Origin of the sequence: Geodermatophilus africanus (assembly GCF_900107105.1) — a bacterium.
GTDB classification, from domain to species: domain Bacteria; phylum Actinomycetota; class Actinomycetes; order Mycobacteriales; family Geodermatophilaceae; genus Geodermatophilus; species Geodermatophilus africanus.
This window is the reverse complement of sequence record NZ_FNOT01000004.1, coordinates 149,667-163,423: the sequence shown is the minus strand read 5'-3', so window position 1 is coordinate 163,423 and position 13,757 is coordinate 149,667. Positions and strand designations below refer to the sequence as shown.

The 13,757-nt window shown below is 75.8% G+C and carries 17 protein-coding genes, 1 tRNA gene and 1 pseudogene; 9 read left to right on the top strand and 10 right to left on the bottom strand.

Features of this window, described 5'->3' with window-relative positions; translation table 11 throughout:
- The first annotated feature begins 43 nt into the window (after positions 1 to 43).
- Complete coding sequence (locus BLW63_RS08560) at positions 44 to 1,174, top strand: tyrosine-type recombinase/integrase (protein WP_170856703.1); 1,131 nt, start codon at positions 44 to 46, stop codon at positions 1,172 to 1,174.
- A gap of 30 nt (positions 1,175 to 1,204) precedes the next feature.
- Here BLW63_RS08560 and BLW63_RS08555 read toward each other — a convergent pair.
- Positions 1,205 to 1,277 (bottom strand) — tRNA-Arg (locus tag BLW63_RS08555).
- 96 nt (positions 1,278 to 1,373) lie between these two features.
- On the opposite strand from BLW63_RS08555, the gene BLW63_RS08550 reads away from it, so the two are divergent.
- Positions 1,374 to 1,754, top strand: a complete 381-nt coding sequence (locus BLW63_RS08550) for a hypothetical protein (RefSeq protein ID WP_091153724.1) — start codon at positions 1,374 to 1,376, stop codon at positions 1,752 to 1,754.
- Here the strand turns inward: BLW63_RS08550 and BLW63_RS08545 are convergent.
- On the bottom strand, positions 1,643 to 2,539 hold the full coding sequence (locus BLW63_RS08545; RefSeq protein WP_211517053.1) for an alpha/beta fold hydrolase: 897 nt from the start codon (positions 2,537 to 2,539) through the stop codon (positions 1,643 to 1,645). The two genes, BLW63_RS08550 and BLW63_RS08545, sit on opposite strands and share 112 nt — an antisense overlap.
- 123 nt (positions 2,540 to 2,662) lie before the next feature.
- On the opposite strand from BLW63_RS08545, the gene BLW63_RS08540 reads away from it, so the two are divergent.
- Genes BLW63_RS08540 through BLW63_RS08525 form a run of 4 tightly spaced genes read left to right on the top strand, consistent with a single transcriptional unit; the run spans position 2,663 to position 5,375 of the window.
- A complete protein-coding gene (locus tag BLW63_RS08540) occupies positions 2,663 to 3,109 on the top strand; it encodes an SRPBCC family protein (protein ID WP_091153721.1) in 447 nt (148 codons plus the stop codon).
- 40 nt (positions 3,110 to 3,149) lie between these two features.
- Positions 3,150 to 4,016 (top strand): NAD-dependent protein deacetylase, encoded by an 867-nt coding sequence (locus tag BLW63_RS08535; RefSeq protein ID WP_091153717.1) that lies wholly within the window; start codon positions 3,150 to 3,152, stop codon positions 4,014 to 4,016.
- Entirely contained in the window at positions 4,013 to 4,381 is a 369-nt protein-coding gene (locus tag BLW63_RS08530) for a biopolymer transporter Tol (RefSeq protein WP_244522447.1), read from the top strand. Before BLW63_RS08535 ends, BLW63_RS08530 begins: the two co-directional genes overlap by 4 nt.
- 31 nt (positions 4,382 to 4,412) lie before the next feature.
- Complete coding sequence (locus BLW63_RS08525) at positions 4,413 to 5,375, top strand: MSMEG_6728 family protein (RefSeq protein ID WP_091153710.1); 963 nt, start codon at positions 4,413 to 4,415, stop codon at positions 5,373 to 5,375.
- Here the strand turns inward: BLW63_RS08525 and BLW63_RS08520 are convergent.
- Genes BLW63_RS08520 through BLW63_RS08510 form a run of 3 tightly spaced genes read right to left on the bottom strand, consistent with a single transcriptional unit; the run spans position 5,345 to position 7,001 of the window.
- On the bottom strand, positions 5,345 to 6,226 hold the full coding sequence (locus tag BLW63_RS08520; RefSeq protein WP_091153705.1) for a phosphotransferase family protein: 882 nt from the start codon (positions 6,224 to 6,226) through the stop codon (positions 5,345 to 5,347). The two genes, BLW63_RS08525 and BLW63_RS08520, sit on opposite strands and share 31 nt — an antisense overlap.
- Positions 6,223 to 6,642 (bottom strand): PaaI family thioesterase, encoded by a 420-nt coding sequence (locus BLW63_RS08515; protein ID WP_091153702.1) that lies wholly within the window; start codon positions 6,640 to 6,642, stop codon positions 6,223 to 6,225. Before BLW63_RS08515 ends, BLW63_RS08520 begins: the two co-directional genes overlap by 4 nt.
- A complete protein-coding gene (locus BLW63_RS08510) occupies positions 6,639 to 7,001 on the bottom strand; it encodes a VOC family protein (RefSeq protein WP_091153698.1) in 363 nt (120 codons plus the stop codon). The genes BLW63_RS08515 and BLW63_RS08510 overlap by 4 nt, the downstream gene beginning before the upstream one ends.
- A gap of 90 nt (positions 7,002 to 7,091) precedes the next feature.
- On the opposite strand from BLW63_RS08510, the gene BLW63_RS08505 reads away from it, so the two are divergent.
- Positions 7,092 to 7,787, top strand: a complete 696-nt coding sequence (locus BLW63_RS08505) for a YbaK/EbsC family protein (RefSeq protein WP_091153695.1) — start codon at positions 7,092 to 7,094, stop codon at positions 7,785 to 7,787.
- 226 nt (positions 7,788 to 8,013) lie between these two features.
- On the opposite strand, the pseudogene BLW63_RS28920 reads toward BLW63_RS08505, so the two are convergent.
- The 3 genes and pseudogenes from BLW63_RS28920 to BLW63_RS08490 form a co-directional block, all read right to left on the bottom strand.
- A pseudogene (locus BLW63_RS28920) lies at positions 8,014 to 8,100 on the bottom strand (MscL family protein); the annotation flags it as partial.
- Complete coding sequence (gene cpaB / locus BLW63_RS08495; protein WP_091153693.1) at positions 8,097 to 8,744, bottom strand: Flp pilus assembly protein CpaB; 648 nt, start codon at positions 8,742 to 8,744, stop codon at positions 8,097 to 8,099. The pseudogene BLW63_RS28920 and the gene cpaB, both read right to left, overlap by 4 nt.
- Positions 8,745 to 8,826: 82 nt before the next feature.
- Positions 8,827 to 9,192: an FmdB family zinc ribbon protein gene (locus BLW63_RS08490; RefSeq protein ID WP_091153692.1), complete on the bottom strand. Its 366-nt coding sequence runs from the start codon at positions 9,190 to 9,192 to the stop codon at positions 8,827 to 8,829.
- A 390-nt stretch (positions 9,193 to 9,582) separates the two neighbouring features.
- On the opposite strand from BLW63_RS08490, the gene BLW63_RS08485 reads away from it, so the two are divergent.
- On the top strand, positions 9,583 to 10,050 hold the full coding sequence (locus BLW63_RS08485; protein ID WP_091154778.1) for a nuclear transport factor 2 family protein: 468 nt from the start codon (positions 9,583 to 9,585) through the stop codon (positions 10,048 to 10,050).
- 203 nt (positions 10,051 to 10,253) lie between these two features.
- Entirely contained in the window at positions 10,254 to 10,817 is a 564-nt protein-coding gene (locus BLW63_RS08475; RefSeq protein WP_244522446.1) for a MarR family winged helix-turn-helix transcriptional regulator, read from the top strand.
- A 178-nt stretch (positions 10,818 to 10,995) separates the two neighbouring features.
- On the opposite strand, the gene BLW63_RS08470 is transcribed toward BLW63_RS08475, so the two are convergent.
- Together BLW63_RS08470 and BLW63_RS08465 are read right to left on the bottom strand one after the other, a co-directional pair.
- Positions 10,996 to 12,513: a carboxyl transferase domain-containing protein gene (locus BLW63_RS08470; protein ID WP_091153683.1), complete on the bottom strand. Its 1,518-nt coding sequence runs from the start codon at positions 12,511 to 12,513 to the stop codon at positions 10,996 to 10,998.
- 64 nt (positions 12,514 to 12,577) lie between these two features.
- Positions 12,578 to 13,756 carry a CaiB/BaiF CoA transferase family protein gene (locus tag BLW63_RS08465; RefSeq protein WP_091153679.1) on the bottom strand — a complete coding sequence of 393 codons (1,179 nt, stop codon included), beginning with the start codon at positions 13,754 to 13,756 and terminating at the stop codon, positions 12,578 to 12,580.
- Between the last annotated feature and the right edge of the window lies 1 nt (position 13,757).

Genomic DNA, 13,757 nt, shown 5'->3' with positions numbered 1-13,757 from the left:
CGGTGGCGCTGGGGGGAATCGCTTCGCAGAGGAGATGAGGGAGATGGCAAAGGTCTATCGGCGCGTCCGAGCTCGCGAGGGGAAGCCTGACCTGGTCACCTACGAGGCTCGGTGGCGTGAGCCCGACGGGCGTCAGCGGAAGAGGTCCTTCAAGAAGAAGTCCGACGCGGATCGGTACCTCACGTCCATCGAGTCGAGCCTGCTGACCGGCGGCTACGTCGACCCGTCCCGGTCGCGCGTCACGGTCGGCAGCTACTCAGAGCAGTGGATGGCCGGGCGGACCCGGCTCAAGCCGAAGACGTTGGTGTCCTACCGCTCGCTGCTTGACAACCGGGTGCTGCCGCGGTGGGCCGACGTCCGCCTCGACCGCATCACCTACGAGGACGTCGCGGCATGGGTGTCCGACATGGCCTCCACGGCCTCCCCGTCGACCACGCGGCAGGCGTACCACCTGCTCACGTCGATGCTGGACGAAGCGGTCAAGGGCCGGCGTCTGCCGTCCAACCCCGCGTCGGGGGTCGAGCTGCCTCGGCTGCCGCGGGTGCACAAGCGGTACCTGTCGCACGAGCAGGTCGGCCGCCTGACCGAGGAGTGCGGCGACGAGGGCGTCGTGGTCCTAATGCTGGCCTACACGGGAATCCGTTGGGGCGAGTTGGCCGCCATCCGGGTGGACCGGGTGGCGCCCGGTGCCCGGCGCGTACACATCGCCGAGGCCATGTCCGAGGTCAACGGCCGGGCCGTTTTCGGCCCGCCCAAGACGCACGCCGACCGCTGGGTCGCCGTCCCCCGGTTCCTGCAGGAGCGCATCGGAGCCCTGATGGCCAGCAAGAGCCCGAACGACCTGTTGTTCACCTCACCCCGCGGCGAGGTGCTGCGGGTGCACGGGTTCCGGCGGCGCAGCTTCGACCGCGCAGCTACAGCGGTGGGGCTCTCGGGGCTGGTGCCGCACGAGCTGCGGCACACCGCCGCCAGCCTGGCCATCGCCTCGGGTGCGAACGTCAAGGCCGTGCAGTCGATGCTCGGGCACGCCAGCGCAGCGATGACTCTCGACCGCTACTCGCACCTCTTCGACGACGCGCTGGACGCCGTTGCTGACCGCCTGGACGAGGCCCGTCAGCGGACAGTTGTGCCCCCCTCGTGCCCCCAGGACGTCGTGGTGCCCCTGGCTCGATGAGCCGCAGCCGTTTGACCTGCGGTCTCCTCGTGCCCCCGGCAGGATTCGAACCTGCGACACACGGTTTAGGAAACCGATGCTCTATCCCCTGAGCTACGGGGGCTCGTCGGCGCTCGGCCGACCGGGGCGTACCGGACGAGGTTAGCTGGCCGGTGCCGGGTGCCTGCCCACGGCGCCCTCGGGGAACTACCGTCACTCCATGGTGGTCCTGCTGGCCGAGCTGGTGGTCCTGCTGCTGCTCGCCGGCCTGCTGCTGTACGGACTGGGCGTCTGGTCGACCCGTCCGGCCGTCCCGCCGGGCGCCGCGCGGCGGGAGCTGGCCGGCCCGCACCAGGCCCGGCTCGCGCACGCGGTCGCCCGCGCCCGCTGGGCACCGGCGCACGACGAAGTGGACGGCGTGACGCGGGTGCTGCTGCGGCGCTCCTACGCCGGGCCCGACGGGCTCCCGGTCGTCCTCGAGGACCGCGTCTACACGACCTTCTCGTCGGCCGACCCGGCCTGGGAGGCGCGCTTCACCGAGGCGATGTCCGGCGCCCGGTTCCGCTGCTCGTACCTGAACGCGGAGGACTCCGCCGGTTGACCGGCGCGGCGGGCGGTGTCCTCGACCAGTCGCACGATCGTCCGCGGCCGATCCGACTGGGGCGCGTGCCCGGCCCACAGCAGCGGCTGGAACCGGGAGTGCGGCACCAGCGGCAGGTAGCGCACGGTCTGCCCGGAGGCGACCCAGTCGGCCACGCCCTGGACCAGGGTCACCGGGCAGTCGATGCGGTCCAGACCGCGCGGGACGTCGAGCAGCAGCCCCCACAGCAGGGTGCGCCAGAAGTCGCGGGAGTCGGCGAAGCCCTCGCGCGCCCCGATGGCCTCCTCGGGGGAGGTCGACCACGCGCGGGCCTTGAGCGGCGCGAGCAGCGTCGTCCGGCCCACCGCCGAGCGGGAGAGCGGCTCGATCAGCGGTGCCGCCGTCCGCAGAACGACCCGGGCCAGGCCCATGCCGGCGCCCTGGAACACCCGCTCCCGGGGCAGGTTGAGCCCCGACGGCGCGATGGCCACCACCGACCGGGCGCGGCCGCGGACGGCGAGCTCCAGCGCGACGCGAGCGCCGAGGGAGTTACCGAGCACGTGCACCTGTCCGACGCCGGCCGCGTCGAGGGTCGCCTCGACCGCGTCCGTGAGGACGGCGACCGTGGGTCGCGGCGCCAGCGCCGGGGACCGCCCCACGCCCGGCAGGTCGACGTCGAGGACGTCGAAGCGCTCGGCGAGCAGGTCCGCCATGGCGGTGAAGTCGCGCCGGGAGCTGCCCATGCCGTGCAGCAGGAGGAGCGGCTCGCCGGAGCCGGTGCGGGTGAGGGACAGCGACGGGGTCACTCATCCGTGGTACCCCGTGCGCGGACGCGGTGGCCGTGAGTTGCGCCACGCCCATCCTGGTCGAGGAGCGGCGGCCGGGTCCCCTCGCGACGTCCCTGTTGGGGCGACGGCAGGATGGGGGCCATGGGTCAGGTCGTCGCCACTGCCAAACGGGTCGTCCGGGCGCCGGTGGACCGCGTGCGGTCCGCTCTCGCCGACTACGAGGGCGTGCGCCCCCGCGTGCTGCCCGAGCAGTTCAGCGGCTACCGGGTCGAATCCGGCGGCCAGGGCGCGGGCACCCGCGTCGCCTGGCGCTTCGCGGCCACCTCCAAGCGGGTGCGCGACCAGCTGGTCGAGGTCGGCCAGCCCGACGCCGACACCCTCGTCGAGACCGACACCCGCTCGTCGATGGTGACCACGTGGACGCTGCACCCCGCCGACGCCGGGCTGACCACCGTCCGGGTGCGCACCACCTGGAACGGCGCCGGTGGCGTCGGCGGCTTCTTCGAGCGCACCTTCGCGCCCAAGGGTCTGCGCCGGGTGTACGAGGAGCTGCTGGGGCGGCTCGACCGCGAGGTCGCTCCCTCCTGAGGTCGCGGCACGGGTTGCCGGCGAGGGGGACCATGGCGGCGTGACCGCCGTCCCCACCGCCGTCGACCCGGCAGCCGCAGCCCCCGGCACCCTCGAGGACCTGGCCGCGCTCGTGGCGGACGGCGACGTCGTCGTGCTCTCGGGAGCCGGTCTGTCCACCGACTCTGGCATCCCCGACTACCGCGGGGCGACGGGGTCGCTGCGCCGGCACACGCCGATGACCTACCAGACCTTCCTGCGCGACCCGCGGGGCCGGCACCGCTACTGGGCGCGCAGCTTCGTCGGCTGGACGCAGATCCGCGAAGCCCGCCCCAACGCCGGGCACGCCGCGGTCGCCGACCTGCAGCGGGCCGGGCTCGTGGCCGGTGTCATCACGCAGAACGTCGACGGGCTGCACCAGGCGGCCGGTGCCCGGGACGTCGTCGAGCTGCACGGCGGGCTGGACCGCACCATCTGCCTGGCTTGCGGGGACGTCGCCGACCGCGGCGAGCTCCACGGGCGGCTGCGGGCGGCCAACCCGCATTTCGGGCCGCACGTCGACGAGGTCAACCCCGACGGCGACGCCGAGTTGCCCGACGAGCTGCTCGACGGGTTCGTCATGGTCGACTGCACGGCCTGCGGGCGCGGTCCGCTCAAGCCCGACGTCGTCTTCTTCGGGGAGTCGGTGCCGCGCGACCGGGTGGACACCTGCTTCGCGGTGGTCGAGCAGGCCGGCGCGCTGCTGATCCTGGGCTCCTCGCTCACGGTCATGAGCGGCTACCGGTTCGTGCTGCGCGCGGAGAAGCTCGGCATCCCCGTCGGGCTGGTCAACCTCGGCCCGACCCGGGGGGACGCGAAGGTCGACGTCCGGGTGGACGCCCCGCTCGGGACGGTGCTGCCCGACCTCGTCCGCACCGTCGCGGGGTGAGCCGCGAGAGCAAGGACCACCCTGCCCCCCAGCGCTCGCGAGCTCGCGCCGGCCCCCTGCAGGGAGGCCGCCCGGCGGGCAGCGACGACGGCCGCTGGCTGGTCGTCGACGGGCGGCGCTGGCGGGCGGCCGACCCCGCGCTGCCCGACGACGTCCGCGCCCGGCTGCTGCACCACCTGGGGGCGGCGCGCTCGGGGGTCCGCACCGCCGGGGACGACGCCGCGCGAGCCGCCGCCCGCGCGCGGGTGCAGCTGGCCAAGACCGGGCTGGGGGAGCGTGGCCTGGCCTGGTGGGACCAGGACGACGCCGCGCGCCGGGCCCGCTGGGAGTCCGCCCTCGCCGCCCTCGAGGACCCGGGCGGTTGACGCCGCGCCGGGACGGGCAGGAAGGCCGTCGATGCAGACCTTCCTGCCGGTGGCCGACTTCGAGGAGAGCGCCCGCCTCCTGGACTCGCCCCGCCTGGGCAAGCAGCGGGTCGAGACGCTGCAGGTGCTGCGCGCCCTGGAGCTCCCCGACTACGGCTGGACCTCGCACCCGGTGGTCCGCATGTGGCGCGGCCGCACCCCGGCGCTGGTCGCCTACGGGCTGGCCACGGTGCGGATCTGGCGGGAGCGCGGGTTCGCCGACACCACGCACACCCTGATCGCGGAGTTCGCCCCCGACGTGGTCGGCGTGCCGCAGGAGGAGCTCGTCCGCGCCGGGATGCTGCCCACCTGGGTCGGCGACGAGGCGGTGCACCTGTCGCACCGGTCGAATTTGCTGGCCAAGGAGCCGGACTTCTACCGGCCGCTGTTCCGGCCGCGCTTCGGCGCCGAGCCCGAGGACCTGCCCTACGTCTGGCCCGAGCCCGACGACGTCCCGCCGGCGCCGCCGCCCGAGGGGACGCGGGTCTGGGTGGTCCGCCCCCGCGCGCACAACGAGCTCGGCGCCTGCCTGGCCGCCGGCGTGGTGGGGCTGGGCACCCAGTCCGGCATCGACGTCGACGCCACCGGGCTGTCGCCAGTCGAGCTGCGCGCGCTGTCCAAGGAGATCTCCGGCCGCCGCCCCGCCAAGGACCTGCGCCAGCTCTCGGCCTTCCTCGACGAGATCCGCCCCGGCGACCCGGTCGCTCTGCCCATCGAGCACGGCGCCGGGCTGTTGGTCGGGGAGGTGCTCGGCGACTACCTGTTCGAGGGGCGCGAGCTGCTGCCGCACCGCCGTCCCGCCCGCTGGGACCGCGTGGTCCCCCGCGCGGCGGCCCGCCCGCCGGCCACGCTGCAGGACCCGCGCGCCTTGTTCTCCGTCGTCATCGGCCCCGATGTGCTGCCGCCGGCCCTCGCCGGCACGACCTACCGCGAGCCGGCCCTACCGCTCGCGTGAACCGCGCCCAGCGCGGCCGCCATCCGTTCGTCCGCGGCCGGCCGCAGCTCCGGGTGCCCGGCGGCGGCGGCCAGCGTCCACGCGGCGGCGTGCAGCCGGCGCAGCTCCAGCCACGGCGCCAGCTCGGCGTCGGAGGGGCCGCCGATCGCGTCCAGCGCGGCCCGACCGTCGAGCCGGGAGGTGCTGCGCAGGCAGGCGAGGTCCCAGGCACGCGGGCCGGCGCAGGTGTCCTCGAGGTCGGTCCACCGCCAGCCGTCGGGGGTGGCGAGCAGGTTGCCCGGGTGTGCGTCGCCGTGCAGCTGCACCACCTCACCGGACAGCCGCGGCCGCAGCTCCGCCAGCCGCCCCCCGAGACGGTCCAGCAGCGCCGGGGGAGCGCCCCACGCGCGGCCCAGCGCGGCGAAGCGGGCCAGGTCGTCGAGCGGGGTGTCCAGCGGCGCGCCGTCCACCGGCAGGCCGGCGAGGGAGCCGTGCAGCTCGACCAGCGCTCCGGCCGCCTCACCCGGCGACGGCACCGAGGGCAGCACCTCGACGTGCCGCCAGAAGGAGAGCTCGAGCCCGGCGTACCGGTGCGGCCCCGGCGGCAGCAGGTCGCTCGGCGGGACGACCGGCGCGCCCACCGCCGCCAGAGCACCCGCGACGGCGACCTCGCGGGCGAACGAGCGCAGCGGCGCGGGCCGCAGCAGGGGAGTCAACGTCGCCACCCGCGCGACGACCGGCGCCGGCGCGAGGTGGACGACGACGTTCACGCCGTCCTGCAGCACCCGCGGCTCCGCCGACCGGACCCCGTGCCCGGCCGCCACCGCCCGGGCCGCGAGCAGTGCCCGCGCCACCCGGCCGGGGGCCGTCACGCCCCGGGTCGGCGCACGTTCTGCAGCCGCACCTGACCGCGGGCGACGAGCTTGCCGTCGTCGGCGCGGGTGAGCAGGACCTGCCAGAGCTGCTGGGTGCGGCCCTGCTGCACCGGCTCGGCGACGACGTCGAGCCGCCCCTCGGTCATCGAGCGGATGAAGTCGGTGTTGTTGTTGACCCCGACGGCGAACTGCCCGCCCTCGGCCACCGCCACGCTGGCGCCGATGCTGGCGGCCGACTCGATGACGGCGCAGTAGAGCCCGCCGTGGACGACGCCCCACGGAGTGTGCTGCTCGGGTCCGACCTGGACCGTCCCGGTCACGCGGGTGCCGCTGACCTCGCCGACGTCGAACGCGGTGGCGGCGACGAACCGGCTGGCCGACGCGAGGTCGACCGCGGGCAGGTCGGCGCTCACGCGGCATCCCACACGAGGCAGAACGGGTGACCGGCCGGGTCGGCGTAGACGCGGAAGTCGCCGCCGCCGCCGGGCAGCTTCCGGGCGCCGAGCGCGAGCACCTCCGGCTCGGCCGCGTCGACGTCGGCCACCCGGACGTCGAGGTGGAACTGCTGGGGGCGCTCCGGGTCGGGCCAGTCCGGCGGCCGCAGGTCCGGTGCCTGCTGGAAGGCGAGCCGGTACCCCTGGCCGGTGACGACGACCCAGTCGTCGCCCGGCGAGCCCTTGCTGACCTCCATCCCGAGCAGGTCGGCGTAGAACCGGGCGAGGGCGTACGCGTCCGGCGCGTCGATGACGACGGAGTGCAACTGGCCGATCATGGGCCCATCCTGCGGGCCGGGCGGGCACCGGACCAGCGGGGATCCGGCCGCCCGCCGCGGTGATCCGGCCGCCACGGCAGGATCGTCGGCGTGGACGCCTCGACCGCCCCCCGGCTCGGCTCGCTGACCTGGACCCCCGCCACCGAGCGGCCCGAGCTGCTCGCCGCCCCGGTGGCCGCGGCGCTGGGCGTGCTGGCCGCGCCCGCCTGGGTGGCCGAGATCGACCCCGACCTCGCCGACACCGCCGCCTTCACCGAGGCCTACGGGGTGCCCCTGGAGGTCTCGGCCAACTGCGTGGTGGTCGCCGCCCGTCGTGCCGGGCAGACCGAGCTGGCCGCGTGCCTGGTCCCGGCGACCGCCCGCGCGGACGTCAACGGCCTGGTGCGCCGCCACCTCGGCGCGCGCAAGGTCTCCTTCGCGCCCCAGGACGTCGCCGTCGCCGAGAGCGGCATGGCGTACGGGGGCATCACGCCGCTCGGGCTGCCGCCGTCCTGGCCGGTGCTGGTGGACCCCGCCGTCGCGGCCGCCGAGCTGGTCGTCGTCGGGTCGGGCACCCGGGGGAGCAAGCTGGCCGTGCCGGGCGCCGCGCTGGCCGCGCTGCCGGCCGCGCAGGTCCTCGACGGGCTCGGGCAGCCGCAGGCGGAGCCGCCGCGACCCACGCCGGCCGCGCCCGCCGAGCGGGCCCCCGACGACCGGGACGTCGGCTGGGGCGAGCGCCCCGAGGAGCTGTCGGCCGCCGATCGGCGCCACCTCGAGGACCGGCCGCCGCACTGGGGCAGCGACTGAACGAGGACCCTCCTACCCCCACCGCTCGACGAGCGCCTTCATCGGCAGCACGACGAGGGAGTAGATGACGGCCGCGGTCATGACGAAGGTGACCAGCTGGCTGACGAACGCGCCCCAGGTGGACGCCTGCCCATCGACATCGACGGCGCCGCCGAGCCGGCCCCCGTCCGCCGACGACGTTGACCAGCGGGGTCAGGAACGACTCGGCGAACTGGTCGACGACGGCGGTGAACGCGGCACCGATGACGACGGCGACGGCGAGCTCGACGACGTTGCCGCTCAGCAGGAAGTCTTCGATGCCCTTGGGCGTCATCCACCCACACCGGTCGCCGCCGGTCCGGCACCGCCCGCCGAGCGTGGCGGGAGGCTGAGCGTCAGCGTCGCGGTGGTGGCCGCGGCGGCCAGCCGGGCCGCGGTGTCGGCGTCGACGGCGACCAGCAGCAGTCCGTCGTCCTCCCGCCCGGGGGCGGCCAGGACCGGGGCCCCGGCGGCGACCACCTCGGCCCGGGCGGCACCCGGCGGCGTGGCCAGGACGTCGACCCGGTCGCCGGGCCGCACCAGCGAGGTGACCGCGAGGTCGGAGGGCCGCACCGGCGCGGCGACCTGCCCGGCGCCGAGCCGGTCGGTCAGGCCGGCCCCGACCAGTCCGGCGTCGGTCAGCGGTACGCCCGGCCGGAGGCCGCCGGCGAGGACCCGGCCCACGACCGCGGCCGGGTCCTCGACCGTGCCGGCCGGGCGCAGCTCGGGAGGGTAGTGCGCGACGGCGACGTCCCCGGTGGTGAGGACGGCCCCCGGAGCGAGGTCGGCCGCGGCGACGACGACCGGCACGGTGGCCGGCACGGGGGAGGGTTCCGGCGCCGGGCGGAGAGCCAGGACGAGGGCGGTGGCGGCGAGCAGCGCGGCCAGGACCTGCCGGGCGGTGTGCAGCGGCCGGCGCGGCCGGCGGAGGCGGACCATGCCGACACGCTGGCCGCCCTCGGCCGCCGGCGGGGCGGCGGACGCCGGGTTGTGGAGCCGGCGGCCGCCTGTGGATCGCGGGTCAGCTGGCGGCGGCGCTGCTCGAGGTGGAGCCGGAGCCGCCCGACGAGGAGGAGCCCGAGGACGACGAGCTGCTGGCGGCGGGCGCGGCGTCCTTCTTGCCGTCGGACTTCTTGCCGTCGGACTTCTTGCCGTCGGACGTGGTGCCGTCGGACGACGAGCCCGACCCGTTCGACGACGCCGTGGAGCGGCTGTCGGTGCGGTAGAAGCCCGAGCCCTTGAAGACCACGCCGACCGACCCGTAGACCTTGCGCACCGTGCTGCCGCACTCGGGGCACTCGCTCACCGGGGCGTCGGTGAAGCTCTGCACCACTTCGAACTGGTGCTTCCCGTCGGGGTTGGTGCAGGCGTACTGGTACGTGGGCACGGTGGTGGTACTCCTCGTCGGACGGGCCGGGCTGGCACTCTCACCCGGCGACTGCCAATGATGCGCGCCGCGACGGCGCCCGTCCACGTGCGGGCGGGGAGTGTCCCGCTCCGCGGGGGATGGCTCGTCGCACGGACACGGGTCCGCCGGGGCCCGGCGTTGCACGGTGAGCGGGGGCCGTTCGCCGCCACACCGACCGTCGGGAGTCCACGCCCGTGAGGGTGCCCGAGGCCGACCCGGCAGGCGGTCGACGTCGGTGCTGCCGCGGCGTGGCGGGGTCGGCCCCGGAGGCTGACCGGACGACGGGTGACCCGTCGCCGGGCGGGGCAGGATCCGGCGGTCCCCGCACCCGAGGAGGCGGTCCCCGCACCCGAGGAGGAGAGCGCCGCCGTGACCGAGCCCCGTCCACCGTTGCCGCCGTTCGACCACGACAGCGCGCTCACCAAGGTGCAGGCCGCCGAGGACGCCTGGAACACCCGCGACCCGCACCGCGTGAGCCTCGCCTACACCGAGGACTCGGTCTGGCGGAACCGCGACGAGTTCCTCACCGGCCGGGCGGAGATCGTCGACTTCCTGGAACGCAAGTGGGCGCGCGAGCTCGACTACGTGCTCCGCAAGAGCCTGTGGGGCTTCACCGACGACCGCATCGCCGTCCGCTTCCAGTACGAGTGGCACGACGCCGAGGGCCGGTGGTTCCACAGCTACGGCAACGAGCTGTGGGAGTTCGACGAGCACGGGCTCATGCGCCGGCGCGAGGCCAGCATCAACGACGTCCCCATCGCCGAGGCCGACCGGCGGTGGCACGGTCCGCGGGAGGACGACGAGCGCGGCCCGGGGCACGACATCCCGCTGCGCTGAGCCTTCGCGACATCGACGCCGGCACCAGCGCGCTCGCCGCCACACTCGGTGGGCTGCAGGGCCTGCCGGCCGACGCGATCCTCGACCGCGTGCTGGACCCGGTGCGCTGCGACCGCGAGGACGACATCGCCGTCCTGGCGATCCGCGTCGAGGGATGACCTCCAGATGGGCCCGGCGTGTCGCGCGGACGTACCGTTCCGGGCGTGGCGCAGCGGTGGCTCGACGAGGAGCAGCAGCGGATCTGGCGGACGTGGCTGAGTGTCACCGAGCTGCTCCCGCGGGTGCTCGACGCCCAGCTCCAGCGTGACGCCGGCCTGAGCCACGCCGCCTACGTCGTGCTGGCCATGCTGTCGGAGGCGCCCGGGCGCAGCCGGCGGATGAGCGACCTGGCCCGCCGCGCCAACCAGTCGCAGAGCCGGCTCTCGCACACCGTCGCGCGGCTGGAGGAGCGCGGCTGGGTCCGCCGCGAGCGCTCCGCCGAGGACGGCCGGGGGAACCTCGCCGTCCTCACCGACGCCGGGTGGGAGGTCGTCCGGTCGGTCGCCCCCGGTCACGTCGAGGCGGTCCGCGCCGCGCTGTTCGACCCGCTCACCGACGAGCAGACCCGCGCCCTCGGCGAGGCGCTGCAGGCGGTGCTCGACCGGCTCGACCCCGACCACCGCCTCCGCCTCCAGGAGGGGGCCGAGCTGTCGCCGGCCGGTGACGACGCGGGCGTCGCGGCGGGCACCGCCCGACGGGCCGGCCGTGCGGCGCCGGCCGGGGTGTGACCGCCGGCTGACCGGGAGCCCTTCTCCCGCGCACGGCGTCACTGGCTCGCGACGGTCCGGGCCGCGGGTGTCCGGCAGCCGGCCGGCGTCCTGGCTTCCCACCGCGGGTCCTGGCTCGGCACCGGTGGCGAGCCAGGACCGGCGCGATCAGCTCACCTGCCCGTGAGGGGAGGGCCCCTCAGCGGCCGAGGTGGCGGTAGCGGTGCAGCCGCGTGCGGAACCGCTCGCCGTCGTCCCGCCCGAGCAGGTTGGCCAGCTCCTCGCCGAGCACGCGCCCCAGCCGCCGGCAGAACTCCACCGGCTCGTCCCCGGCGTCCGGCCGCTCGGGGACGACGCGGTCGACGATGCCGGCCCGCCACAGGTCGGTCGCCCGCACGCCCTGGTGCGCGGCCATCTCGTCGGCCCGGTCGACGGTGCGGTGCACGATCGCCGAGGCGCCCTCGGGCGGCAGCGGGCCCAGCCAGCCGTTGGCCGCGGCCAGCACCCGGTCGGCCGGCGCGAGCGCGAGCGCCCCGCCGCCGGTGCCCTGGCCGAGCAGCACCGCGAGCGTGGGGGCTCGCAGCACGACCATGTCCTCGAGGCAGCGGGCGATCTCCGCGGCCAGCCCGCCCTCCTCGGCCTCCTTGGACAGCGCCGCGCCGGGGGTGTCGATGAGGGTGACCAGCGGCAGCCGCAGCTCGCCGGCCAGCCGCATGCCGCGCCGGGCCTCGCGCAGCGCGGCCGGCCCGAGCGGCGCCGACAGGGACTGCCCGCGCCGGTCCTGACCCAGGACGACGCACGGCGCCCCGCCGAAGCGCGCCAGGGCGAGCAGCAGCCCGGGGTCCTTCTCCCCGGCGCCGGTGCCGGACAGGCCGACGACGTCGGTGGCCGCGGTGCGCAGCAGCCGCCGCACGCCGGGCCGGTCCGCGCGCCGGGAGGCGGTGACGACGTCCCAGGCGCTGCGGCCGTCCTCGGGATCGTCGGTGTCGGTGCCGTCCTCCGGCGTCGGCCGCTCGGCGTCGGCGACGTCCCGGTGCCAGGTCTGCCGGGCGGCGAGCACCCGCAGCGCCCGGTCGGCGACCTCGGCGATCTCCTCGTGCGGGACGACGGCGTCGATGAGCCCGTGCTCGGCGAGGTGCTCGGCGGTCTGCACGCCCTCGGGGAAGGGCTCGCCGTAGAGCGCCTGGTAGACCCGCGGGCCGAGGAAGCCGATCGAGGCGCCGGGCTCGGCGATCGTCACGTGCCCCAACGACCCCCACGAGGCCAGGACGCCGCCGAACGTGGGGTCCCGCAGGTAGACCAGGTACGGCAGCCCGGCCTCCTTGTGCCGCGCGATGGCCGCGGTGATCCCGATCATCTGCAGGAAGGCGACGGTGCCCTCCTGCATCCGGGTGCCGCCGGACACCGGCGCGGCCAGCAGCGGCAGTCCCTCCTCGGTGGCCCGCTCGACCGCGCTGATGAGCCGGTCGGCCGCGGCCACGCCGATCGAGCCGGCGAGGAAGCCGAACTCGCCGGCGATCACCGCGACCCGCCGTCCGCGCAGCTGCCCCTCGCCGGTGGTGACCGACTCGTCCTGCCGCGTCCGCTCGGCCGCCCGGGCCAGCTCGGCGGCGTAGGGCTCCGGGAGGTCCCCGACGGTGATGGGGGAGTCCCAGCTCTTGTAGGAGCCGGGGTCGAGGACCAGGTCCCGAAGTGCCCGGGCGTCCAGCGACGTCACGCACCCTCCTCGCCGGCGCTCCTCGGACGCGTGCCGTGCCGTGCTCTGCTCATCGCGAGCCCGCTCACCGGCTCAGCCAGGCGCGGATCGCCTCGTTCGACGAGCCCAGCACCGGTGGCGCAGCGTGGTCGCGACGGGTGGTCTCGGTCTCGCCGTCGGGACCGGGCGCGAAGAAGCGCAGCGGCGGCCCGGGCAGCTGCAGCCGGCCGAGCGTCTCGTGGTCGACGTCGACCAGCAGGCCCTGCGACAGCGTCTGGTCCCAGCCGTAGACCTCGTCGAGGGTGCGCACCTTGCCTGCCGGGACGCCGGCGCCCGCGAGGCGGGCGAGCAGTTCCTCGGGGGAGATGTCGGCGAAGGTCTGCTCCAGCAGCTCGATCACCCGGTCGCGATGGTCGACGCGCTCGCCGTTGGTGGCCAGGCCCGGGGCGTCGGCGTCCAGGCCGAACTCGGTGCACAGCCTCCGCCACAGCCCCTCCGACCCGCAGGAGAGTTGCACGCTGCCGTCCTTGCAGTGGAACAGGCCGTAGGGCGCGATCGAGGGGTGGTGGTTGCCCTGCGCGCGGCCGACCTCGCCGGCGACGGTCCACCGGGTGCCCTGGAAGGCGTGCACGCCGATGATCGCCGCGAGCAGCGAGGTGCGCACCACCTGGCCGCGGCCGGTGCGCTGCCGCTCCATGAGCGCGGCGAGCACCCCGTAGGCGCCGTACATGCCGGCCAGCAGGTCGGCGATCGGGACGCCGACCCGCTGCGGGTCGTCCGGGCCGGAGCCGGTCAGCGACATCAGTCCGCCCTCGCCCTGGGCGATCTGGTCGTAGCCGGCCCGCCCACCCTCGGGCCCGTCGTGGCCGAAGCCGCTGATCGAGAGGGTGACCAGCCGCGGGTTGAGCTGCTCCAGCACGTCGGTGCCGAAGCCGAGGCGCTCCAGCGTGCCGGGGCGGAAGTTCTCCAGCAGTACGTCGGCACGGCGGACCAGCTCGCGCAGCAGCTCCTTGTCGCCGTCGTCCTTGAGGTCGAGGGTGACCGACTCCTTGTTGCGGTTGGTCGACAGGAAGTACGTCGACTCCCGCTCGGCGCCCTCCGGGTGGAGGAAGGGCGGGCCCCAGCCGCGGGTGTCGTCCCCGCTGCCGGGGTTCTCCACCTTGATGACGCGGGCGCCGAGGTCGCCGAGCATCATCCCGGCGTGCGGCCCGGCGAGGGCGCGGGTCAGGTCGACGACGAGGACGCCGTCCAGCGGTCCGGACACG